A 25101-nucleotide genomic window follows, 5' to 3' on the forward strand; every position below is an offset into this window, starting at 1 on the left:
TATTTTCACGATCGTTTCACGCCCTTATTCATAAATTCCTTTAATCTTATTATCACTTCATCTATACGCACTAACTCAACAGATAATGAAATTCGAATATAACCTTCACCAGATGGCCCAAATGCAGAACCAGGTGTCACGATTATTCCCGCCTCTTCAAGTAGCTTCTCAGCAAATTCTGCTGATGTGTAGCCTACTGGTATCTTTGGCCAAATAAAAATAGAACCCTTTGGTTGTTCAACGATAAATCCTGCTTCAATAAGTCCTTGATACATTCTTTCCATTCTTTCCTTAAAGACTAGACTATGCTGTTTTACTTCAGTTAAATCACTTCTTAAAGCATGTGCAGCAGCCTTTTGTATGGGGAGAAATTGACTCGTATCTATATTGCTTTTGTAGGTATGCAGAGCCTTAATTAAATCCCTATTTCCAACTACGTATCCAATTCTCCAGCCTGTCATATTAAAGCTTTTTGATAATGAGCCAAATTCAACTGCGACCTCTTTAGCATTTGGCACCTGTAAAATACTAGGGGCTTTATACTCATCAAATGTAATTAAGTCATATGCTGCATCGTGAGCAATTGCAATTTTGTTTTTGTCTCCAAATGTAATCGCTTCCATAAAGGTCTTTAATTCAACTGTTGCTGCAGTTGGATTACTAGGGTAATTCAAAAATAACAGCTTGGCATCCTCTTTTTCCTGTCGCGACAATTTCTCAAACATAGGTAAATAACCATTTTGTGAGTCCAACGGAAGATACGTGCACTTACCACCTGCTAAATGTACCGCTGTTTGATAAACTGGATAGCCTGGGTCTGGAATAATAACTGAATCGCCTGGATTAATGGCTGCTTGAATGAAATTCGCTATCCCCTCTTTTGAACCGATTAAGGCTAATATTTCTGTGTCTGGATCTAACTTCACGCCATAATGATTGAAATAAAAATACGCCACTGCCTCACGAAATTCCTTCGTTCCATCATAGGGAGAATATCGATGATTTGCTGGTTGCTGTGCTTCTTCATAGAGCTTCTCGATAATAAATTTTGGGGTTGGTAAGTCGGGAGCTCCAATCCCTAGATCAATTACATCAACACCCTTAGCTATTAGTTCTTCTTTCTTCTTTTGAAAACGTGAAAATAAGTATGGCGGTAAATCTCTTACCTTATTTGACACATACATGGCTCATCCTCCGTTTCAATATATGAAATGCCATTTCACATATCTGATATTAGTATAATAATATTAATCCAAATTTTCAATTATTATTAAGAAATTAAATTTTTCTGTTAAAATAATAATTGAAAACGTTTTCTATATAACTATTCGAGGTGAAACTTAATGAATGTAAGTAGGGAATTCGCTATATCCTTAGATAATCAGGATCCTCTCAAGCATTTTCGCGAGGAATTTTATGTACCAGATAACCAAATATATTTTGACGGAAACTCACTTGGTCTTCTATCCAAGCGATCGGAAAAGGCCGTACATACGCTATTAGAGTCTTGGAAAAAATATGCAATTGATGGGTGGACATCAGCTGAGTATCCATGGTTTTATCTTTCAGAGGAAATAGGAAGGCAATTTGCACCACTCGTAGGTGCAAAGCCAAATGAATTAATTAATACGGGATCGACTACCACGAACCTTCATCAATTAGTGGCAAGCTTCTACAAACCACAAGGGAAGAGAACCAAAATACTTGCTGACGAATTGAATTTTCCATCTGATATTTACGCATTAAGAAGTCAGCTTCAATTAAAAGGCCTCTCTCCCGATGAACATCTCATTCAGGTCAAAAGTAGTGATGGTCATACATTGAAAACGGAAGATATTATTAATGCAATGACAGATGAAATAGCACTTATCGTCTTACCAAGTGTATTGTATCGAAGCGGGCAACTATTAGAACTGGATACAATAACGAAGGCAGCAAATGAACGAGGAATTGTAATCGGTTTTGATTTATGTCACTCTATTGGTTCCATTCCGCATGAACTGTCACATTGGGGTGTTGATTTTGCTTTTTGGTGTACGTATAAACATCTAAATGGTGGACCCGGAAGTGTTGCAGGACTCTATGTGAACGAGAAACACTTAGGTAGGGAGCCTGGTCTAGCTGGGTGGTTTAGTTCTCATAAAGCAAAACAGTTTGATTTAGAAAATATTCTACCGCCAGCTCTGACAGCTGGTGCTTATCAAATTGGCACCCCTCACGTTCTAAGCCTTGCTCCACTTATCGGATCTTTAGAAATTTTTTCAGAAGCAGGGATACATGCTATTCGGGAAAAGTCATTACGCATGACCGACTTTCTTATAGATCTTATTGAAGTGGAATTAGAAGACTTCCAATTTCAAATAGCCTCACCAATAGCTCATCATGCCCGTGGGGGACATCTTTATTTAACACACGAATATGCAGCTAGTATTTGTAAGGCATTGAAGACAGAAGGGGTCATCCCAGACTTCCGAAGCCCAAATGGGATTCGCCTTGCACCAGTAGCGTTATACAACACGTATGAGGAGATTTATAGGGCTGTACACATTATTAAGCGAATCATGATAGAAGAACATTACAAAAAATTTCAAAACAAAAGAGGAGTTATTGCTTAATGAAAAAATGGCATGATATTACCCAACCATTAACAAATAACATGGCACATTGGCCAGGAGATACACCTTTTTCATTTTCTATTTCAGCAACGAAGGAACAGACTGGCTCTGCAAACGTTGGTAAAATTGTAACCAGTGTGCATATGGGAACACATGTCGATGCACCTTTTCACTTTGACAATAATGGCAAGACCATTGAACAGATTCCGATTAGTACATATGTTGGACCGGCACTAGTAATAGATGTTAGTAGATTTAGTTCAATTAATTCAACCGTATTAGAGGAATTTAATCTTGGAGGAATAAAAAGAGTGTTGCTTCGTACCTCTTTGCCAAATAATCCTTCATACTTTCCCAAGGAGCTACCTTACCTAGACCCAGAAATTGCTCCTTATTTGGCTGCAAAGGGCGTAATCTTACTTGGCGTTGATATGCCCTCTGTCGATCCAATTACTAGTAAATCGTTGGATACGCACCATGCCTTACATCACCATGGTATTCATATTTTAGAAAACATCATGCTGGATGAGGTTGAGCCGGGAAATTATGAATTAATAGCCCTTCCATTAAGGATTATTGGGGCAGATGGTAGCCCAGTTAGAGCGATATTACGTTCCATGGAGGAGAATAGTTAAATGCAAAGTAGTTTTAATTGGGAATTTTTATCAGATGACAATGGAGCATATACGGACTTTAAAGAAAAAATGACCTACGGGGATTATTTACAGCTAGAAAGCTTACTAAATAGCCAAAAAAGGCTCTCTGACCATCATGATGAAATGTTATTTATCGTCATTCATCAAGTTAGTGAGCTTTGGCTAAAGCTGATGATACATGAAATTGAATCAGCAACAACAGCTATCAAACAAGATGAATTCCAAACCGCCTTTAAAATGCTTGCCCGGGTTTCCAAAATTCAATCACAAATCATTCAGGCATGGGATGTATTATCTACCCTAACCCCCTCTGAATACATGGAATTTCGAGGATATTTGGGTAATGCATCAGGGTTTCAGTCTTACCAATACCGTTTAGTTGAATTTGTCTTAGGATATAAGACCCCACACATTTTAAAAATATATGAAAAAAACCCTGTATTACACCAACGACTAAAAGCAGCATTTGAAGCACCAGGGCTTTATGATGTTTCCATACAGGCACTTGCAAAACAGGGATTTCCTATTAATCAGCTCGTTTTAAGTCGAGACTTTTCAAAAGAATATATACAGGATTCAACCGTTGCTGATGCATGGTTAGCAGTCTATCGAGATACAGAATCCTATTGGGACCTCTATCAATTAGCGGAAAAATTAGTCGATATTGAAGATTGGTTCCAGCAATGGCGATTTCGCCATATGAAAACTGTAGAACGAATAATCGGGCATAAGACGGGAACTGGCGGAACATCAGGTGTTGGATATCTTAAAAAAGTATTAGATCATTACTTCTTCCCTGAGCTATGGGAAATTCGAACAAAATTATAGAACGCTAAGAGGGGGGCTTAGCGTTCTATAATTAACTATTTATTTTTTCCGTTCCCATGGTTACCATTATTTATATGGTTTCCATTGTTTCCGTTAACGTTTTTACCCTTATTAGCATGCTTTTCTGCCTTTTCTTTGGCTTTCTCTACTTTCTGATTTGCTTTTACAGATTGCGCTGTTTTATTTTGTTCCTTCGCTACATTAGTTACTGCAGAATCCTTAACTGGTTTTTCAGTATTTTCAACTGCTGGCTTTTTGCTATCTTTTGTAAAATCTAACGCTTTATCTGTAACCGGAGCTTCAACCGTAGTAGTAGTTTCTAGTGCTTCACCATTTTCGTCAACTGTGGGTTGTTCTTCGTTGATAGTTCCATTCTCATCTAATTCTTTATTATTTTCTTTAGCTGCTAGTTTATTAGCACGCTTCTCAATTTTTTTAGCTAATTTCGCAAAAGACTTTTCGATATTTTTCATAATAGCTGCTTGCGCTTTTGGATTCTCAATTTTTGCTAGCACGATAGACAAAGCATCAATATTATTAGCTAATTTCACCTTAATCTTTTCAGAATCAATGCTGGTATCTTGGTCTGATGTTTCCTCGCCAACCTTGTCCTCAGTAGAATGCTCTTCTTCCTTCTCTATATTGCTTTCCTCTACGGCAGATTCAGTATCTTCTGTACTTGTTTCTTCTTTATTTCCACTTATCTCTTCTTCTGCTTTTCCTTGACTATCTAGAGCTAGCTTCAATAGTTCCCCAGCCTCGTCATATTTCTCTTCCTTAATTAATTCATTAGCTTCTGCAATACGTTCAGAAGCATATTTTGCTAATAGCTCACTCTTTTTATACTCATCCATCGTTAAGGCAAGTTGAATTTTCTCTTGCATAACTTCTACAAAATAAAAGAAATCTCCAGGTATTAACCCTGCATCCTCTTTAACAATTTCATTCCCAGTTACATCTTCTATTTTTCCTTCTGCAGCATTCCCATTACCGAGGGTTTCTGTAATTATTAGGCCATTATCATTACTTTCCTCTGCAAATACAGAAATCCCTGGTGTGATGATTGTAGTAACTAGTACAGTGCTCGCTAATAGACTTGTAAGCTTTGTAGAATTCTTCATTTCGTTACCCTCCGCAATACTTAATTTTTTATTTCTCTAAAAATTTCGCTAGTCCACATCATAATATGTCTGTTTTTGTAAAAAAAATAAATATCCAACTTTATTACTACAAAAAGAAAAAGCCCCAAAAGGGACTTTATTCTAGCTGTCTTCTTCTATTCTAAATATCACTTTATATTTTTCTTCTTCGAATAAATCAGGAATTGAAACACGTTTTCCATGACCAAATATAACTTCCGAACCTGTCATGGCAACAATCATTGCCTTCGTATTGCTCTCGATATCAAGGAACACATCTCCAACTACAGGCTTTACATTATCATCATCACTGTCAGAAAGATAGGTAATCGATTCATCCTCAATCTGCTGATCCTCTGGTACTAAGCTTTTATCATAATATGCGATTTCTTGGCTAGCTTCTGCTCTGCCTGGAACCATCACCACATATTCATCATGCTTTACACCATTATCCCTAGTAGTAATAACATTTTCATTCTCTATACTAGCTACTTTTTCAATCGAGTTTAGTGAATATCGATCAAGAAAGTCTGGTGCTGGCTTTGTTATCAGGATGTAGTCACCAGGATTGGGTCTCCTAGACTCGTCTATTGTATAGCGTTTACCACTAAAGATAAAGGTATCATTATGCTTTGGTTTATAGTAGGTTATTTCATTTGCGCTCGTTAATACTTGTTTCATATCTTTTAAGCGGTATAAATGAATAGACTTCTTAAACATTGGTTTTACCCCATAAACCTTATGAAGTTCATTTTGATAAAAAACAAAGTATCCCTTTCTTACCTGAAATAGCTTCACAGAAATGCCTCCTAAGAAAATAAAATCACCATCTTTATCTTATGTATACAAACCACGAATTAAACATGGATTTATACATTACCGAACATTCTTATCCATATGCACAAAAGGTAAATCGGTATTCACTTCCCCTAAAACTTTCTTTTCCATAAACGTTTTTCCTTCCAGCCACTTGTTAAAATCAAATACGATTGGCTCACGATCCCCACCTAATGCAAACCATGCCTTTAATTCCTTCGGGAAATAAACGGATGTATGAATGGTTCCTGACCAGTTCTTATATTGCTCGGAGAATACACCTTTATCAGAATCATTCATCATACGAAAAGCTTGATAAGCATCTGTTACATTTCGCTTATGCCCTTCCATAGCCTCCATTCGTTTAAATGAATCTGCTAGATGATGACGATTCTCATGGGTTAATATTTCAAAATGATTCGTACACATATTATCTTTCCTAACCTCAACACTTCGAGGTGTTGCTTCGACAATAAATGTCTCGCCGGACTGATCTACTATAATATAGCTAAAGGAATGGCGATGGGGAATTTCCTTTAACATTTCTACAGCATCTTGTACAGTAGCACAGTTTTCCAAAACCATTCTTCCAATCATATTGCATATAAATCCATCACCAGGCTTTTTCCGGTGCATAAAGTTGTACCCCATTGCTAAGCCCTTTTCATTCATACCATCCATTCTTCCAGTTATTCGTTGAGAAGGCCCAATAGTAGCATAACCTTGGTCGCTTGGCTGATAGACCATATATCTCCCTTCATATGTTTTGGGATGGTAATCATAGTTCCGAACCATATAATCCGTATCCGTAAAAATAGAACAACCGCTTCGCATATAATGTAACCGATAACCACCAAATTCCCTTAGTACATCTTGCATATTCCACTCGAGTGCATCTGCTAGACCTAACAGCTCTTCCCAAATTCCTGAAGCAAAAGGGAGGATAGCATTCTTCACCTCTTGCTCCTCAATAACAAAATGTGGTCTCCTAATTTTCCAAATTCTTGCCCTATTTTCAAGTGTTAAGGAGCCTTTTAACAATTTTCCTTGCATATAACCAAAATCATAATGTGAGCCACGGAATTGTATAACATCACTATATATTTTCTTCATCATAGTACTCATCCCTTTAACAAAAAGAAGGATAGTTGAAATACCTATCCTTGCTTTATCCTTTATTTTCTAATTCCTCAATTAATAGAGAAAGCTCCTCCCAACGTTCCATCTTAGCATCTAGCTCAGCCTGAACCCTTTGTTGGTCAGCAAATAAGGATTGAACCTTTTCCGCATCACTTCCAGCCTCTACAATCCCCGCTTCTATCGCATTCATTTTTTCCTCTAATGCTGTAATCTGATCCTCAATTTCATTCCATTCTTTCTGTTCCATGTACGAGAGCTTCTTTTTCTGTTGAGACTGCTTTGTGATAGGTACTGCTTTCTTCTTGCTTAGCTCCTGCTTTTGGGTTAGCTGATATTTCTCATAGTATTCACTATAATTTCCAAAAAATAATTGTATATTTCCTTCTCCTGTAAAAACAAAAAGCTTCTCAGCTACACGATCTAAAAAATAGCGGTCATGGGAAACTGTAATGACAACACCTGGAAAATTATCTAAATACGCTTCTAATATTGTTAATGTCTGAATATCCAAATCATTCGTCGGTTCATCAAGAAATAGAACATTTGGTTCTGTCATCAGTATCTTTAGCAAATATAAGCGTCTACGCTCTCCACCCGAAAGCTTCCGTATATAATTATATTGTTCAGGGCGGGTAAATAGGAAACGCTCTAGCATTTGCTCTGCAGTAATCACATCGCCATCCTTTGTGTGAATTACCTCAGCAACCTCTTTAATAAAGTCAACAACACGCATACTACCATCTAATTCTTCATCACCCTGTGTATAATAACCAATTTTAACAGTTTCACCAGTAATGACTTCACCACGATCTGGGGTAATACGCTTAGCCATCAAATTTAATAATGTCGTCTTCCCTGTACCATTAGGTCCAATGATTCCAATTCGATCTCCTGGAAGGATTAGATGGCTAAAATTATGAATTAACTTTCGCCCTTCCATCGACTTATGCACTTCAACTAACTCCAAGACATTTTTCCCTAATCGCTGCGAGCCTACCTGAAGTTCAATATTTTTATTTTCTGTATGAAAGTTTTTCTCCTTCAATTCATGCACACGGTCAATTCTTGCTTTTTGTTTTGTTGTCCTTGCTTTTACACCAGCCCTTAACCAAGCTAATTCCTTTTTCAATAAGTTCGCATGCTTTTGCTGATTACTTCTCTCTAATTCTTCACGCTCTGCTTTTTTCTCAAGAAAAACCTCATAATTACCTTCATAGACATAAAGGCTTCCCTTATCTAACTCATATATTTTGTTTGTCACTCGATTTAAAAAATAGCGATCATGTGTAACTAGTAATATTGACCCTTTAAAGGTTTGTAAGTACTTTTCCAACCATTCTACTGTTTCATTATCTAGATGGTTTGTAGGCTCATCAAGAATTAATAAGTCTGCTGGCTGGATTAAGGCCTTTGCTATTGCGACACGTTTTCTCTGCCCACCAGATAGCTCTGTAATTCGTTTATTAAATTCCGTAATTCCCAGCTTTGTTAAAATTGTCTTGGCCTGTGTATTAGCCTCCCAGGCCTCTTCTTCATCCATTTTTTGTTGTAGATTCAATAATATTTGCTGTAGCTGTGCATTGTCAGGTTCCTGCTGTAGCCTTTGTAAAGCTCCTTCATATTCGCGCATGAGCTTCATGATCGTTGCATCACCATAATAAATTTGATCGATTACTGACAAAGTTGGATCTAAATCTGGATCCTGTGCTAAATATTCAATTTGATAATCCTTTGGAGCTTGGATTACTCCCGTATCAGGCGAATCTATTCCAGCAATTACCTTCAGAAAGCTCGATTTTCCTGTGCCATTAACTCCGATCAATCCGATTCGTTCATTATCGGTAATCGTACTAGTTATATCTTGAAATAAAATTTTATCCCCATAAGATTTGGATAAATTTTCGATTGTTAGCATATGTTTGCCCTTCCTTAACTTAAAAAAATCTAATACAAACGGATTTACTTAGACGCTTTCCGATTACGAATTACTTGTTTAACAAGTAAAACAAGCAATAATAATACCCAAGAAGTCACTAAATAAAAAATGAATCTACTTAAATTATTCATTTCATCATAGAAAAATATTAAGCCTATCCATAGTACTGCCATAGCCAAAAATTGATATAAAAGTGGTTTCATTCTCGTCTCTCCTATATTTATCCTTATCTTAAGTTTACATGTCTGAGAACTATTTTACCATTTGTATGAAACAGAAGAAACGAATCAATTTAAATGAAGGATTACATTTTTTATCATACAGTAGATTATGAGTAAATTTTTGTACATACTATAGTTAATAAATTTGAGATAAAGGAGAAATCGAGGATGGCCTTGCAAAAGGGAAGAAAGAATTGTATTACCGATGTCGAAGGTGTGTTAGTTGGTCATAAAACATTATATGAGAAAATAAATGATGAAGAAACTATCTGCACAGGTGTTACTGCAATCCTCCCTCACCCTGGTAATCTATTCTATGAAAAGGTTCATGCTGCCTGCCATGTAATTAATGGATTTGGAAAAACTACTGGACTTATTCAGATTGAAGAACTTGGGCTTTTGGAGTCACCTATTATGCTGTCTAACACATTAAGTATAGGACCTGTTGTTGAAGGTACGGTTACCTACATGATGGAGCAAAATAAAGAAATTGGTGATGCAGCTGGAACATTAAATGTAGTAGTGGGCGAGTGTAATGACGGCTACTTAAATTCAATGCGCTTACAAGCAGTGAGACCGGAACATGCTATCGAAGCTATTAAAAATGCCAGTAATCGCCAAGTAGAGCAAGGTGCTATAGGTGCAGGTAAGGGAATGATTTGCTTTGGGTATAAAGGTGGAATAGGAACCGCCTCTAGAATTGTAACTTCTGCAAATGAGAAATATACGGTTGGCTGCCTTGTCCTTAGCAATTTTGGTAAAGGTGAGGATGCTCTATTCGCTAACTTTCCAAAGAAAAAAAACCCTAACAGTACCGATGGTTCTATCATGATGATTATTGCGACTGATGCTCCTGTTTACGATAGGCAGTTAAAGCGCCTTGCAAAACGAACCGCAGCTGGACTTGGTCGTGTCGGCAGTCATATGGATAATGGAAGTGGCGATATTGCTATTGCATTTTCCACGGCCAATCAATATTCGCACAATGCGAACTCTCATCTAGAGACAATCGCTTATTTACGTGACGACCATAAAGCCATGAGTCAGCTGTTTCAAGCAGTAGTAGAGGCGACCGAAGAAGCTATTATTAATTCATTAAAATACGCTGAAACGACTGTCGGTCAATTTGGAAGAGTAATTGAAAAGGCACCGCTTTAATTAGCGGTGCCCTGTAAGTAGTAAAACTGCCACCGAATCATTCACAAATTCATTCATTACTCTACGAAACCATTTACTTACTCTTTATCAAAAAGGATTTCGGTACATCCGCACGGAATAACATTAACTGGCCAGTTACAGGATGTAAGAAGGATAATACTTTTGCATGCAGACCAAGTCTTCCGATATCATTCGACTTCGCTCCATATTTCTTGTCACCAACTATAGGATGCCCAAGATCACTCATATGTACACGAATTTGATTTTTCCTTCCAGTATCTAGCTTCACTTCTAAAAGAGAGAATAATGAATTAGCCTGAATCCTGCGATAATGCGTAATAGCAAGCTGTCCCTCGCCGTCTTGAATGGAATACATTTTATGTGTCTTACTTTCTTTTAATCTTGATTTAATTGTACCTTCAGTTTGATTCACTTTTCCTTCTACTAAGGCGACATATGTCCTTTCCTTCACAAGTATCTTCCAGCTCTCTTGAAGCTTTCGTTTCACTTTCTCACTTTTAGCAAACATCATAACTCCAGAAGTTTCTTTATCTAGCCGATGGACAATAAAGACTCGGTTCCTGGGATTTTCTCTTTTCACATGATCCATTAATTGATGATATGCTGTTCTTCTTTTTTCTTTTTCTGTTGCCATAGAGAGTAGTCCCGCATCTTTATTAATAATGATAATTGCTTCATCCTCATAAAGTATGTTCAACCCAATAAATGTGTTTTCTTGAATAGCTGCCTTATTTTTTAACACACTTACTATTTGACCAGGAAGAAGAGGATAATTATGCTTTGTTTCGATATGATCATCCACCTTCACCTGTCCTCTAGTTAGCATTGATTTAATCGAATTTCGACTACGGTTATTCATTTGTTGTAATAAAAACGGTAAAAGCTCTCCGTGTTCCTTCACTTCAAATTTGACTGCATGGTTACGTTCAACATTACCATTTTTTCCAAAATGTGACATTTAATATCTCCTAATCTTCGTCTTTTACATCGATATCTTCAGGAATAGGCTCATTCAAATATTCCTGAATCATTAATCTATATTTTTCAACCTGCTCAAAATGCGTTGTAAATTGATTCTTATTTATTAAATACTGCTCCCCATCATGGATAGCTCGAATTCTACCTTGTAATACGAAAGCTCTAACCTTCGCCTCATTCATAGATAAATATTCAGCTAGTTCTGGGATTGTAATATACATCAGGAACACCATCCTTATATGAGATTTAATACAAGTTAGCAACGAACTTCTCTCATACGTTTACTTTCTTTATTTACTTTCATATATAGGTGAATTATACACTAATCCAATTGTATGGAACAAAGTTTATATTCCGCTTAAATACAATCTCTACAAAAACCTATAAGCCAACATCAGACCAATTAAAAAGCCTGCCCGGATCGCTTTTTCTATTTGGAGCGTAATCCTCATGTCCAATAACATGGTACCTACTTTTTTTGATAGTCGGATAGCGTTTATATAAATACGCCAACAAATTGGAAAGGGACAAATATTGTTCTTTTGTAAATCCAATCAGCGAGATATCTAATTGATTATATAATTTCTCAGAAACTATAGGTACCATTTCCTCCTTTGTTCCAATTCCCATGAGCTCAATTCCTATGGAATAATCATTCATACGATGGTCAAAGAAAGGTGCATTTGGAAGATCGTTTCTTCCAGCATGAAAAGCAACACGATTTTCTTGAACCAGTTGAAATACCCTACCTTTACGATCTATAACATAGTGTGCGGAGACACCATGTTCCATTAATAAGAGACGAATATCATTTATTTCATAAGGAGATTCTGGTTTTGACACAAGATTACTAATAGAGTGGATCATTATATGGGTAATCGGCGTCGTTCTTGGCGTAGAGTATTTACTCGGTAATAAAACATGATGAACGTTAAAATCATGCTTAGCTATCATCTCATCAGCTACAATTTCTAGTTCCAAGAGAAATAATAAGACTATTACAAGTAAAAATGAGAAGCATCTCATAATCATAATCCCCTTTAATTATCCAAAATATATTCATTCCATACGATTAGCCTGACCACACTAATAGCTTACCCTTTGTGATTCCTGAGAAAAAAGCTTACAATGTCATGGAAAGGAGTTATCGACAACATGAATATAAACTATGAACTACCGGAAAATATACAGCACTTATTAACGGAAAATAAAAACCAAACCAATACATTTAAAGAACTTATTCGTCAAGGTGGGTATATGCCACCCAATATCGATTTATTAATAGATGCAATTACTGCTTTAAGCATGGGTAAAAATATTCTGCTCAAGGGTCCTACCGGAGCAGGCAAAACAAAGTTTGCAGAAACCTTATCCAATCTATTTAAACAGCCTATGTTTAGTGTGAACTGTTCTGTAGATTTAGATGCAGAAAGTCTCTTAGGTTTTAAAACGTTAACCTATCAGCAGGAAAAGCAAATCATCGAGTTTATTCCAGGACCAGTGATTAACGCTATGACAACTGGAACCTTTCTTTATATTGACGAGGTCAATATGGCAAAACCAGAGACATTACCACTAATTAATGGTGTTCTTGATTATCGAAGAACAATCACAAATCCTTTTACAAATGAAGTGGTTACTGCAAAGGAAGGATTTGGTGTCATCGCGGCTATAAATGAGGGTTATATAGGTACTGTTCCACTAAATGAGGCATTAAAAAATCGTTTTATAGTATTAGAGATACCGTATATAGAAGGAGAGCAGCTAAAGAAATTAATACATTCCAGTACGAAGCTTACTAATGATGCAACGATTGATTTATTCGTTAGACTATCATCTGATTTAATACAAGCTGTCTCACAGGGGAAGCTGTCTGAGGATGCTGCCTCTATACGGGCTTTACTAGATGCCTGTGACCTAAGTATGGTCATTCCACCTAAACGAGCAATCACACGGGCGATTGTAGATAAGCTAGATGAGGACAGAGAAAAAGAATTTGTCAAAAATTTAGTAGATACACTATTTTAAAAATTGCTATTCGAAAATCAGTAATGGATTAGTAAGACAATAGGAGGTTAAAACTTCCTCTCGATCAAGATAGGAGAATGTTACATGCACCGTTTTAATGATGCAAGGATAGACACAGATGTTTTTCTACAATTACAGGATCTTGCTTCCGTTTTATCCGGTGATACCAATCTTAAATTTGAATATAATTATGGCTCCTTTATCGATTTAATTGATATGAAGCTTACTGCTAGCAGATTTTGGGATAATACGCCTGAGACCGTTAAAACATCTGGATTAAAAACAGATGTTTTTCTACGGGCTATTGGGACATTAAAGTACTCTACTATCCCTGAAATGAAGTCCTATGTAAATGAAATACAGGAAAAAAGAATTCCAAAATTTGCTTATCAACTATTCGCCTTATTAGAGGATCTCCGTTTAGAAGAACTGATTAAACATGAACGACCTGGAACAAGGAAGGCATTTGCTGTTCGTAGAAGCACGTATCAACATTTTTTTGAAACACAGTTAAATGTGAATGCTACCAGAAGCTTTCCGTTGGACGAACTGTTCTGTTTAATTTATCTGCAATTGGTTTCAGAAACTCCTGACCCTTCTTTTCCAAAGGCAAGGGTAGAACAACTGCAAAAATTAGAGGAAATAAAACCATATTTATATAATGTCTTTGAAGCACGAAATACTGCGGATATTACTAAGATTACGGAGCATATCGTTTTCAAAGCAACTGATTACGAAGACACCTTGAATGAATACTTTATCTTTCCAATTAGTCATATAGACCGTTATGAGAAAAACACCCTATTTGACGAGCTAACCCGTACAGACCCATTAGCTAATTGTGATTTTGAGGAAGTGGATCAGGAAAATAGTGAGTATTTTGACCAGGAATTTTCCACTTGGCATCGGGAAAATAAAAATGAAAATCGCAAGCAAAACTTCTTACAATTCGAATTAGAGCAAGGTACCAAAACAAGTATATTAGGGGGAGGCGCTCGTGAAACAGAGGATGGTGATCAAGCTGTTGCTGCGATTCAAGGTGCCTCAGGGCAGAGCAAAAAGAACGATTACTCTCAAATGGAGGCATTAGAAAAAGAACCCTCCTCGCGTGGTGGAAATGGCACTGATGAGTATGGCGAAGAAAATAAAGCTGCAGTCAAGCTAGATAAAATGGCAATGCCACCTTCTCGTGAAGATATTGAAGCATATCAAGCATTTGTAAAGGATATTGCTCCCTATAAGCGTAAGCTTGCAAAAACAATAGAGAAGACGATTGAACATAAGAAAAATCAGCCAAGAAAGGATCTTGTTTTTGGTAGATTATCCAAGAAGCTTTTACCAATTGTAGTAGATGAGAATCCTAGAATTTTTTATAAAAAGAATACTGATTCCAACGAGTTAGATGCAGTATTTAGCTTACTAGTAGATTGTTCTGCTTCCATGCATAATAAAATGAAGGAAACTAAAAGAGGTATCGTTCTTTTTCATGAGGTTCTAAAACACTTGAAAATTCCCCACTCTATTGTAGGCTTTTGGGAGGATGCAAACGAGGTTAAAGAAGACTATCAACCAAATTATTTTCACCGGATTCATTCCTTTTCTGACTCGTTTTACCATCAGAATGGCCCCAAAATAATGCAACTAGAACCTGAAGAGGATAATCGCGATGGGTTTAGTATTCGCGAAATGGCGAAAGAGCTATTAGAACGGAGAGAAAAAAATAAATTCTTGTTAGTCTTTTCCGATGGAGAGCCGGCTGCTGCTAATTATGATCAAAACGGCATTGTTGATACTACCCTTGCCGTTTCTGAGGTACGAAAAAAAGGTATAGAAGTAATTGGTATGTTTCTAGCAAATGGGGAAATCGAAGAGAGGGAAGACCAAACCATGCAAAACATTTACGGTAGAGAACGTCTCATGATCCCTAGTGTAGCTGAGCTTCCTGCACATTTTGCCCCCTTGTTAAAAAAGTTATTATTGAAGACTATCTAAAATGTGAAAATCACAGGGCATATAAATAATGTCTTGTGATTTTTCTTTTTATTGTGCACAAACACCTATAGAAGCTTCTATGAATAGTATGTAGCAAATTTGTATTCATTAGGAGTGTAAAAGAATATGGTTTACTATCTTCGCTATATGGTTCAGCCGGAAAATGATTATTGGATATTTGCACAAAATTTCCCATCAATAGCTGAAAGAGTCTCTTCGGCACCTCCACCGATTATTCCTAATTATTGGCCTATTGCACAGTCTTACATGGCTCCCACTGTATCTCCAATGCAACAGATGAAGCAAGCGGCTCATTATATTTCCCAAAGAGAGGTTGATTATCGAAATGATATGAGAAGCCTATGGGAGGAGCATGTTGCTTGGACGAGAATGGCAATCATTAGCATCACATTTGACCTTCCCGACCTGAATGAAGTTCTTACCCGACTTTTAAAAAATGCAACAGATATGGGGAATATGATTCGTCGATTATATGGTGACACAGTTGCAGCTACCTATGGAAATTTGATAAAGGAACATTTATTAATCGCAGCAGATCTTGTTAAAGCAGCAAAAGCCGGAAATACTACTGCCGCTCAAGAAGCAGAGAAAAAATGGTATAGAAATGCAGATGAAATCGCAAAATTCTTAAGTACTGTCAATCCTTTTTTAACAGAAAAAGCGGTTAAGGATATGTTTTACACGCATCTAGACTTAACAAAACAGGAAGCAATCTATATGATTAATAAAGACTATCAAAAGGACATACAAGTATATGATGCGATTGAAAAAGAAGCACGACAAATGGCAGATGCTATATCGGATGCCATGATTCTTCACTATCCAGCTATGTTTTAGAAATGCCAGACATTCTTTTATGCTTTTCAAAATGCCTGGCACACATTGCTTAATATATCTCCCAGCATGACAATAAGCTTCCTATTGCCTCTTCTAATTCTGCTTCTGGTATCCCAGCAAACCCTAATATTATCCGCGGTTGTTGTTCATCATGCTTTTCAATGGAATAGGTAGAGAGTGGATAAATCAAAATATTAGCATGCTCCGCTCTCTGAACTAGCTCTTCCTCATTCATCCCATTTCTCACTTCCATAATCACATGAAATCCCGATATATCGCTAACGATTTTAATTTTACTCTGAAACGCACGTAATATTTCTAGCGTTTTTTCCATTTTCCTTCGATAAACCTTTCGCATCCGATTCAAATGTTTTTCAAAGTCTCCCTCTTGCATAAATCGAGCTAAAATATGCTGGTCAATTCGCGATACAGTGCATTGGAAGAAGGAGAATTCTTCCTGATAACGCTCTAGTAGTTGTTTCGGAAGGACCATATAGCTTATTCGAATGGAAGGGATTAAAGATTTCGAAAATGTACCAAGATAAATAACCTTTCCACCTTGATCCATACCCTGTAGAGAGGGGATTGACTTTCCGCTATACCGAAATTCACTATCATAGTCGTCCTCTATAATATAGCGTTCCTCTTTACCACTAGCCCAGTTTAATAGTTTAATTCTTCTATTTGCCGAGAGCACCGAACCATATGGAAAGTGGTGGGATGGTGTCACATAAACAACATTAATTCCTGTTTTATCAAGAGAATCCAATAGGACACCTCTATTGTCTACCTTTAAGGGTAAGACTGGATTGGAAAACTTTTTTAGAATATGCGAGATAACATGATAGCCTGGATCCTCCACACCATATACCATTTTATGCCCAAGCATTAATATAAGCTGCTGTAGTAATGTTTCGATTCCTGCACCGAGAAGGATGTCATCTGGAGAGCATTGTACTCCCCTTGCCTGATAAATATAATTAGCAATCTCTTTTCTAAGTTCATACTCTCCTTGTCGTTCCCCCAATAGAAGTAAAGATTGGTTTGCTTTATCCATAACATTTTTAGCATGCCTCCTCCATCTAGAAAATGGAAAATTCTCTGTGTCGATGCGACTTGGGTGAAAATCGTATCGGAAGGAATGCTTTATTTCTTTATTTTCTGTTTGTATTGGCTTAGCCGGTTGAATATATTCCAAATCCTCATATGCTAGTACAAAATATCCCTTTCTTGCTATTCCCTGTACATACCCTTCTGCAACTAACTGATCATATGCTTGCTCAACGGTGTTTTGGCTGATCTTTAGAAACTCAGCAAGTCTCCGCTTTGATGGGAGCTTTGTTTGAAATGGAATACGCCCCTCCATAATCTCCCGCTTTATATAGGTGTACAACTGCTCATATAAAGGTATTTTCTCTTCTCGATTTAAATGACAAGACAACATATCCATCGCTACTCCCCCTATCTGGCACCATTAAGATTTACAAATCTGATACTTTTAGCCATGCCAATTACTATCTATAATAAAATAAAATTCCATATTGCAAAATCAATATGATTGGAGTGTTTCATATGGGAAAGCTATTAAGTAATAAACAAGAAAAACTACAAATGCCATTAGGTGGCGTTATTATGGACGTTGTTAACGCAGAACAAGCCAAAATAGCTGAAGCATCTGGTGCGGTAGCTGTTATGGCTCTTGAACGTGTTCCTTCTGACATCCGTGCAGCGGGTGGTGTTGCTAGAATGGCAGATCCACGTATCATTGAAGAGGTTATCGATGCAGTTAAAATCCCTGTTATGGCAAAAGCCCGAATAGGTCATATCGTAGAAGCAAAAGTACTAGAAGCAATCGGAATTGACTATATTGACGAAAGTGAAGTACTAACACCAGCTGACGAGGAATTCCACATTTTAAAAAGCGATTTTACGGTACCATTTGTTTGCGGATGTCGTGACCTTGGTGAAGCAGCAAGAAGAATTGGTGAGGGAGCGACTATGCTTCGAACCAAAGGGGAACCTGGTACAGGTAACATAGTTGAAGCTGTGAGACATATGCGAAAGGTGCAGGCACAGGTTCGCAAGCTTATCCATATGAATGAGGATGAGTTAATGACAGAAGCAAAAATATTAGGTGCACCATTTGAAATCTTAAAACAAATTAAAGAACATGGAAGCTTACCAGTCATGAACTATGCTGCAGGAGGGGTAGCAACCCCAGCCGATGCTGCCTTAATGATGGAGCTAGGTGCTGACGGTGTTTTTGTTGGTTCAGGTATCTTCAAATCGGAAAACCCTGAAAAATTCGCAAGGTCTATTGTTCAGGCGACGGCTAACTACAAGGACTATGATCTAATTGGTAAACTATCTAAAGAGCTAGGAAGTCCAATGAAAGGGATAGAAATTTCCAAGCTTAGCCAAGAGGATAGAATGCAAAATCGTGGTTGGTAATCGACCATAAAAAAAATAGCATACCAGACAGATGAATTTGTTGAATTCTCTAGCTGGCTGGTATGCAATACCTCCCCAAATCCTATCAAGCTTTATTCTTGCCCTTTGAAACATAATCATGAATTTAGAAAGCTACATATTCATTGGTATAATTCACCCAAGATTCCATAGCATCTTTCCCCTTCAAGTAAACTGAAACTTTTCCTTTATAGAAACGTATTTTATTTATAACTTCTTTTAATCGGGGTATTGAAATGAATTATTCATTCGATTCAGATTTGAATACGTTTGATTTCTTTCCGATATTTTTTACTATTATTTTCATTATTGTTATCGGAGCATTCTTGATGACTGCTGTTAAAGGAATATCCCAGTGGAGAAAAAATGAGAATTCTCATACATTAACTGTATTTGCTAATGTAACAAGCAAACGAACCGATGTCACGCACATACATCATTCAAACGACCACCATCATCACTCTAGTACCTCTTATTATGCAACATTTGAATTTGAGAGTGGAGATCGCCAAGAGTTTCAAATCACAGCTAGGGATTATTCTCAAATTGCTAATCATGATCAGGGAAAACTCACCTTCCGAGGCACTCGATTTTTGGGTTTTGAGAGAGACAGAACTTAGGTTAATACCTGTTCCCATTGCTTAAATGAGCAGATTTACAAGTTCAAATAAAATGTTAAAATGATACGTGGAAGGAATCCATTTAAAGGAGAATAGAAAAATATGGCACATTCACCTGAAATCATTATCACGGGTAACAGAATTTTTACAGGCACCTCAACAGAGCCTGTACCAGCAGCTATTCTAATCGCACGAAATAAGATTATTGATGTAGTAAATAAGGATGCAATTGACCAATATAAAAATACAAATTGTACCGTCTATGACTTTGGCGATAAACTCATCATGCCTGGCTTCCATGACTTTCATATTCATTTATTATTAGGAAGTATGTTGTCCAATAGTGTTAATCTAACGAATGCAAAGTCTGCTATTGAGGTAGCCCATTTAGTTCAAAAATATGCTGATGAGCATCCTGAAGTCCCTTTTATTCTTGGTAGTGGCTGGGATGATAATACTTGGATAGAAAAAGAGGAAGTACATAGAAGTTATCTTGATGAGGTAGTTTCTGATAGACCTGTACTGCTATATCAAGCCGAATTTCATAGTGCTTGGGTAAACAGTGCAATGCTTCAATTGGCAAATATTACTCGTGATACTGTCAATCCTGATTTTGGCGAGGTCATAAAAGACAAAAGTGGTGAGCCAACAGGGTTATTATTAGAGCACGCTGTTGGTCTAGCAACTAAAGCTATGCCAATGGATTTGGCTTATAAAGAGCAATTACTTGAACAATTTTTAAAGGAAGCCAATCAATATGGGATTACATCGGCCCATGACCTTCTCAGGCTCCCTGAAATGAGCACGGAAGAAGCTGAGATATATGCAGATTTTGAACAAAGGAATAAACTGACTGCCAGGATTCACTTCGTTGCACCGTTAAATGGCAACATCGAAGAAGCAAAACGCCTACGAGCAGCATATCACTCCAACATGGTGCAGTTTACTGGTTTTAAACAATTTATCGATGGCGTGATAACTAGCTACACAGCTTATTTAGAAAAGCCTTACACAAATAAAACAGAAACCATTGGTGGAACAGTTTATCCCGAGGAACTAATAAAAAATTGGACGCTAGAAGCCGATAAGGAAAAATTCAGAGTTCGCTTCCATTGTATAGGTGATAAGGCGGTAAGACTTGCTTTAGATACATTTGAAGAGGCAGAGAAACAAAATGGGAAGAGAGATTCCAGACACTCCATTGAGCATATCGAAATGATTCTAGAGGAAGATATACCCCGATTTAAAGAATTAGGAGTATTAGCTTCTATTCAACCAGAGCATATTAATGGTTCATCCTACGAAGTCTTCCAGGATCTAATTGGAGAAGAACGGATGCAGCGATATATGCTTCAGAAAACGCTTCAGGACAATGGTGCCACTTTGGTATTCGGAAGTGACTACCCGGTAGTTGGTTTAAATCCACTCTCTGCTATATATCGTGCTGTCACCCGCTTGGATGATGAACAAGTGATATGGCATCCAGATGAGACAATTACATTGGATGAAGCATTAAAGGCATACACTTATGCCCCTGCATACGGATCGTTTCGCGAACAGGAGCTAGGTACAATTGAAGCTGGTAAATTGGCGGACATCATTGTGTTAGATCGAGATTTATTTTCCATACCTGCAGAGGAGATAAAAGATGCCTCTGTTATTTTTACAATGGTTGATGGTCGTGTAGTATTTGAAAAATAAAGGTTTAACATTAACATAAGCGAAAAAAAGTCCACACTAAAGGATTGTGCGTACCAAAGGATAAAATTTCACTTTCACTGTTGAGGTGTGCACCAAAAAGTGTGGACTCTATACGCTATAATCCAATTCAGGCCCTACTTAGATTAACGATTCATATACCAGTTGAAAATGTAGAAATAGGATTATAGATTCATAATACATTTCTTGCTAGAAAAACAACTCACAAAGTGGAAGGGACATAACTAAACAATGTTATTTAAAGACGAACAATTAATTGCTTGTCTGTCCCCCTTTTTTGTCCATTCTTATTTAAATCAAGGTGCATAATGGTAATAGGGGATAATGCTTTTATTAACGTTTAGCATTCTCAATTAACCTTTTGAGTACGTTGATAGTTATTTCATATTCCTCTTCTGAAACCCCCTCAAATAATTGCATTCTAGTTTTTTGTTGTGTGGAAAAAATATCATGAAAAACTTCCTTTCCTTCTTCCGTCATTGAAATTAAAGTCTCTGGAGCATTCAATTCGATAACCCAATTTTGCCGAATAAAATGGGTAATAATTTCGTTAAGCATAGAATCATCAATAAAATGACTTAATGAATTTAGTAAATCCTCTTTTGAGATTCTGTCCCTTTCATATACTGTATTTAACACCTGCCAGTGAGATCTTGTTAAGTTATATTTTTCTAATTTTTGGTTAACCATAGCTGAAATCGATTTATCTGCTTCTCTTAACCAATAACCAATTGGTTTTCCACCTTTATGCATGATTATCCCTCCATCAATGGTTTAAATAAAACAATTTTATTTACTGCTACCGCTTAGTGTTAATTATAATGCTATTTACTCCTTTTAAATCCGTCTTGAGGTTGATTAAATCTGTACTAAGATATCATGAACTAATCTTTTACTTTACCACATGTTCTCCACAACTACTTGAATAATAATTGCTAAAGTCACAGCTCTTAATATTGGTTTGATATAGACAGGATTTAACTTTTCAGCAAGCCGTACACCAATCTGTGCCCCTATAACGGATCCACAAAGTAAAGTAATCGTTAACCCCCAGATAATTTTCCCCGCAGAGATATACATGATAGCTGCACCTATACAGCTCGAAAACGTAGCAAGCCTCACATAGGCTACTGCCCGGATATAATCCACCTTCAAATATCCAAACAGATAAAACATCAGCGTCCCTTGACCAGGACCGAATAACCCATCATATATCCCAATACTATATAGACCAGGAATGCTTATTTTGGATGGTCTTAGTCCATTCTCACCAGTAAAATCCCGTTTTCCAATCAGTGATGTAACAAAAGCAAACAAGAGTAATATTACTGCGATGATGTATAGATAATCAGCAGAGATCAATGACGCTATAAAGCCTCCACTCCATCCTCCTAGTAGACTAATCGGAATCATCCAATAGCATTCTTTCATATTTATTTTCTTTTGTCTTAACAAGTGAATAAAACTAGAAAAAGAACTAACCGTATTTGAAACCTTATTTGCTCCTATTGCAGAATGAACTGGAATACCTAAGACTAACATTGTTGGTAGACTAATTAATCCACCACCACCCGCTATAGTACCTAATGTAGTGGAAATAATACCTGTAAAAAAGATGATAATATACTCCATACTGAACACCCCCTGTATTCAGTATAGCTGTATTTTTCGATAAGAAATAATACTATATTTATATATAAAATGATAACTAAAAATTATACCTAAACACTACTATCTTCAAATTTAAAAAGCGCCTGGATATTTCCAGGCGCTTAGATGCAGACACTAAATTAATTTATATTTTAATCCCCTTCTAATTGCCTATCGTATTATTCGCACGTATTTCCCCCTTTTCACTTACCGATACCAGTGACGATGCTGACGAACAGCTTCTACAAATTGTTTGGCAAATTCTGAAGCATTGTCACTAGAAATCACTCCAGATTTATTCGTATATTGATTCAGTTCCAACCACTGTCTTCCTTCTCCAGTTGCTCCAAGTGTCTTCTTATGTCGAAATGCTTCATCAAGAAAATGTGCCACTTTACGATTGAATTCCATATCCTTGCTACTACCTCTTACCATGTACACAGCATCATACAGCACCGAATCAGCAGTATATACATTTTGTGTAGCATTAAGAATAACTCCATTTGTTCCATGAACTGGTCCAAGATCTTCACTAATGATTTCAGGAACTAATCCTTCTGTTCTCCAACTATCAAGAACTGCTTTCACGAAAGGCCCATTAAACCCGTTCGTTATAATAACTGCTACCTTTCGTGTTCTCGCACTCTTTACCGTATTTAATTGACTTAATGCAGGAGACGACTTAGTAACTGTTGACCCACCGCTAACAGGCTCTTTTACACCAATATTTTTAGCAATAATTCGCGCCATTTCCAGATTCACATTTGCAAATAGATCCACATTCTGTTGCCTTACAGATATACTTTTCACCTTCCCAAGCTCAAAGCTAAATGCATCAATAATATGCTTTTTCTCAGGGTCACTCATACTATTCCAAAACATAGTAGCCTGAGAGAAGTGGTCCGTAAAGCTAGTACTTCTTGCACGAATTTTTCTTCCTTCGACCTTCTCCTCATAATGCGCATATCCCCCTTCCTCAGGAGGAACCGGTGATGGCGTATTGCCAGCTAATGAATTACGATGAAAATTTACCCGACCGACATTAATCGTCTGTCTGCCATATCCATCTCGTTGATTATTATAGAACTGGCGGATTGGTCTGTTGATTGGAAGCTCATGAAAGTTTGGACCGCCAAGTCGGATTAACTGTGTATCTATATACGAAAAAAGTCTAGCTTGTAACAGCGGATCATTCGTAAAATCAATACCCGGGACAACATTGCCTGGATGAAAGGCAACTTGTTCTGTTTCTGCAAAGAAATTATCAACATTTCTTGTTAAGGTCATTTTTCCTATTATCTTAACTGGAACCTCTTCTTCTGGCCATAGCTTGGTTGCATCTAATATGTCAAAATCAAATTTAAACTCATCTTCCTCATTTAAAATTTGAATCCCTAGCTCATATTCGGGATAATCCCCCCGTTCTATTGCTTCCCATAAATCATGCCGATGAAAATCTGGGTCAACTCCCATTAGCTTTTGCGACTCCTCCCAAATAAGTGAATGTGTACCGAGCTTTGGCTTCCAATGGAACTTAGCAAAAAACGCCTCCCCTTGTTGATTAACCAATCGGAATGTATTGACGCCAAAGCCCTCCATCATACGGAAGCTTCTTGGTATAGCTCGGTCTGACATAATCCACATAACCATATGAGCATTTTCTGGATTATTGGCAACAAAGTCCCAAAAGTTATCATGTGCAGTAGATGCTTGAGGGGTATCAATATGGGGTTCTGGTTTGAAGGAATGGACGACATCTGGAAATTTAATTCCATCTTGGATAAAGAAGACTGGTATATTATTTGCTACAAGGTCATAGTTCCCCTCTTCTGTATAAAATTTTGTAGCGAAACCCCTGGCATCTCTTGCGGTGTCTGCAGATCCTCTCGAACCATTAACTGTAGAAAATCGTACAAAAACAGGTACTTTTCTAGAGGTATCCGTAAATATCTTCGCTTTTGTGTATCTCTCCATGTTCTCATATAATTGAAACTCACCATGTGCAGCAAAACCACGGGCATGTACCACTCTTTCTGGAATTCTTTCATGATCAAAGTGAGTCATTTTTTCCCGAAAATGAAAGTCTTCCATCAGCGTTGGACCTCGAACACCTGCTGTTAAGGAAAGCTCATCCTCCGATATCTTAACGCCTTGATTCGTCGTCATATCCTTTCCCTTGTCTGTCACCCGAAATATTTCCAGATGCTGGTCTTTTTCATCGTTGTTCCTTTTATCTGTCATCTATATACACCTCCCC

At 37.2% G+C, this 25101-nt stretch carries 23 protein-coding genes; 10 read left to right on the forward strand and 13 right to left on the reverse strand.

Annotation, left to right across the window (positions count from 1 at the left end; all coding sequences use genetic code 11):
• Positions 1-5 precede the first annotated feature (5 nt).
• On the reverse strand, positions 6-1184 hold the full coding sequence (locus KI338_RS12680) for an aminotransferase class I/II-fold pyridoxal phosphate-dependent enzyme (protein ID WP_212921384.1): 1179 nt from the start codon (positions 1182-1184) through the stop codon (positions 6-8).
• 159 nt (positions 1185-1343) lie between these two features.
• Between KI338_RS12680 and kynU the strand changes: the two genes are divergently transcribed.
• From kynU to kynA, 3 genes are read left to right on the forward strand one after another with little or no spacing between them, the layout of a single operon-like run.
• Positions 1344-2615 carry a kynureninase gene (gene kynU / locus KI338_RS12685; protein WP_212921385.1) on the forward strand — a complete coding sequence of 424 codons (1272 nt, stop codon included), beginning with the start codon at positions 1344-1346 and terminating at the stop codon, positions 2613-2615.
• A complete protein-coding gene (gene kynB, locus KI338_RS12690; protein WP_212921386.1) occupies positions 2615-3250 on the forward strand; it encodes an arylformamidase in 636 nt (211 codons plus the stop codon). The genes kynU and kynB overlap by 1 nt, the downstream gene beginning before the upstream one ends.
• On the forward strand, positions 3251-4099 hold the full coding sequence (gene kynA / locus KI338_RS12695; protein ID WP_212921387.1) for a tryptophan 2,3-dioxygenase: 849 nt from the start codon (positions 3251-3253) through the stop codon (positions 4097-4099).
• Positions 4100-4134: 35 nt separating this feature from the next.
• On the opposite strand, the gene KI338_RS12700 is transcribed toward kynA, so the two are convergent.
• From KI338_RS12700 to KI338_RS12720, 5 genes are all read right to left on the reverse strand, one after another.
• The gene (locus tag KI338_RS12700; protein ID WP_212921388.1) at positions 4135-5220 is read right to left on the reverse strand and encodes a DUF5667 domain-containing protein; all 1086 of its coding nucleotides are present in this window, start codon (positions 5218-5220) and stop codon (positions 4135-4137) included.
• A 141-nt stretch (positions 5221-5361) separates the two neighbouring features.
• The gene (locus tag KI338_RS12705) at positions 5362-6036 is read right to left on the reverse strand and encodes a hypothetical protein (protein WP_212921389.1); all 675 of its coding nucleotides are present in this window, start codon (positions 6034-6036) and stop codon (positions 5362-5364) included.
• Positions 6037-6114: 78 nt separating this feature from the next.
• Positions 6115-7167: a C45 family autoproteolytic acyltransferase/hydrolase gene (locus tag KI338_RS12710; protein ID WP_212921580.1), complete on the reverse strand. Its 1053-nt coding sequence runs from the start codon at positions 7165-7167 to the stop codon at positions 6115-6117.
• A 55-nt stretch (positions 7168-7222) separates the two neighbouring features.
• Positions 7223-9109: an ABC-F family ATP-binding cassette domain-containing protein gene (locus tag KI338_RS12715; RefSeq protein ID WP_212921390.1), complete on the reverse strand. Its 1887-nt coding sequence runs from the start codon at positions 9107-9109 to the stop codon at positions 7223-7225.
• A gap of 44 nt (positions 9110-9153) precedes the next feature.
• Positions 9154-9333 carry a hypothetical protein gene (locus KI338_RS12720; protein ID WP_212921391.1) on the reverse strand — a complete coding sequence of 60 codons (180 nt, stop codon included), beginning with the start codon at positions 9331-9333 and terminating at the stop codon, positions 9154-9156.
• 186 nt (positions 9334-9519) lie between these two features.
• Between KI338_RS12720 and KI338_RS12725 the strand changes: the two genes are divergently transcribed.
• Complete coding sequence (locus KI338_RS12725; protein WP_212921392.1) at positions 9520-10509, forward strand: DmpA family aminopeptidase; 990 nt, start codon at positions 9520-9522, stop codon at positions 10507-10509.
• Between the two features lie 73 nt (positions 10510-10582).
• Here the strand turns inward: KI338_RS12725 and KI338_RS12730 are convergent, their stop codons facing one another.
• The 3 genes from KI338_RS12730 to KI338_RS12740 all read right to left on the reverse strand — a co-directional run bounded on the left by KI338_RS12730 (position 10583) and on the right by KI338_RS12740 (position 12534).
• Positions 10583-11488, reverse strand: a complete 906-nt coding sequence (locus KI338_RS12730; RefSeq protein ID WP_212921393.1) for an RluA family pseudouridine synthase — start codon at positions 11486-11488, stop codon at positions 10583-10585.
• A 10-nt stretch (positions 11489-11498) separates the two neighbouring features.
• Positions 11499-11729: an excisionase family DNA-binding protein gene (locus KI338_RS12735; RefSeq protein ID WP_212921394.1), complete on the reverse strand. Its 231-nt coding sequence runs from the start codon at positions 11727-11729 to the stop codon at positions 11499-11501.
• A gap of 160 nt (positions 11730-11889) precedes the next feature.
• On the reverse strand, positions 11890-12534 hold the full coding sequence (locus KI338_RS12740; protein ID WP_244853591.1) for an N-acetylmuramoyl-L-alanine amidase: 645 nt from the start codon (positions 12532-12534) through the stop codon (positions 11890-11892).
• 129 nt (positions 12535-12663) lie between these two features.
• On the opposite strand from KI338_RS12740, the gene KI338_RS12745 reads away from it, so the two are divergent.
• The 3 genes from KI338_RS12745 (at position 12664) to KI338_RS12755 (ending at position 16386) form a co-directional block, all read left to right on the forward strand.
• Positions 12664-13536, forward strand: a complete 873-nt coding sequence (locus KI338_RS12745) for an AAA family ATPase (protein WP_212921396.1) — start codon at positions 12664-12666, stop codon at positions 13534-13536.
• An 84-nt stretch (positions 13537-13620) separates the two neighbouring features.
• Positions 13621-15528: a vWA domain-containing protein gene (locus tag KI338_RS12750; RefSeq protein ID WP_212921397.1), complete on the forward strand. Its 1908-nt coding sequence runs from the start codon at positions 13621-13623 to the stop codon at positions 15526-15528.
• Positions 15529-15795: 267 nt separating this feature from the next.
• Positions 15796-16386: a hypothetical protein gene (locus tag KI338_RS12755; RefSeq protein ID WP_212921581.1), complete on the forward strand. Its 591-nt coding sequence runs from the start codon at positions 15796-15798 to the stop codon at positions 16384-16386.
• Between the two features lie 49 nt (positions 16387-16435).
• On the opposite strand, the gene pdxR is transcribed toward KI338_RS12755, so the two are convergent.
• Positions 16436-17836, reverse strand: coding sequence for a MocR-like pyridoxine biosynthesis transcription factor PdxR (gene pdxR, locus KI338_RS12760; RefSeq protein ID WP_212921398.1), 1401 nt, complete (start codon positions 17834-17836; stop codon positions 16436-16438).
• Positions 17837-17958: 122 nt separating this feature from the next.
• On the opposite strand from pdxR, the gene pdxS reads away from it, so the two are divergent.
• From pdxS to KI338_RS12775, 3 genes are all read left to right on the forward strand, one after another.
• Positions 17959-18837, forward strand: a complete 879-nt coding sequence (gene pdxS, locus KI338_RS12765; RefSeq protein ID WP_212921399.1) for a pyridoxal 5'-phosphate synthase lyase subunit PdxS — start codon at positions 17959-17961, stop codon at positions 18835-18837.
• 254 nt (positions 18838-19091) lie between these two features.
• Positions 19092-19475 (forward strand): DUF2500 domain-containing protein, encoded by a 384-nt coding sequence (locus KI338_RS12770; protein ID WP_212921400.1) that lies wholly within the window; start codon positions 19092-19094, stop codon positions 19473-19475.
• Between the two features lie 102 nt (positions 19476-19577).
• Positions 19578-21176 carry an amidohydrolase gene (locus KI338_RS12775; protein ID WP_212921401.1) on the forward strand — a complete coding sequence of 533 codons (1599 nt, stop codon included), beginning with the start codon at positions 19578-19580 and terminating at the stop codon, positions 21174-21176.
• 351 nt (positions 21177-21527) lie between these two features.
• On the opposite strand, the gene KI338_RS12780 is transcribed toward KI338_RS12775, so the two are convergent.
• The 3 genes from KI338_RS12780 to KI338_RS12790 all read right to left on the reverse strand — a co-directional run bounded on the left by KI338_RS12780 (position 21528) and on the right by KI338_RS12790 (position 25085).
• Positions 21528-21947, reverse strand: coding sequence for a MarR family winged helix-turn-helix transcriptional regulator (locus tag KI338_RS12780; RefSeq protein WP_212921402.1), 420 nt, complete (start codon positions 21945-21947; stop codon positions 21528-21530).
• Positions 21948-22091: 144 nt separating this feature from the next.
• On the reverse strand, positions 22092-22826 hold the full coding sequence (locus KI338_RS12785) for a sulfite exporter TauE/SafE family protein (protein WP_212921403.1): 735 nt from the start codon (positions 22824-22826) through the stop codon (positions 22092-22094).
• 225 nt (positions 22827-23051) lie between these two features.
• The gene (locus KI338_RS12790) at positions 23052-25085 is read right to left on the reverse strand and encodes a catalase (RefSeq protein ID WP_212921404.1); all 2034 of its coding nucleotides are present in this window, start codon (positions 25083-25085) and stop codon (positions 23052-23054) included.
• Between the last annotated feature and the right edge of the window lie 16 nt (positions 25086-25101).

Source organism: Ornithinibacillus bavariensis, assembly GCF_018333235.1.
GTDB classification, from domain to species: domain Bacteria; phylum Bacillota; class Bacilli; order Bacillales; family Amphibacillaceae; genus Ornithinibacillus; species Ornithinibacillus bavariensis.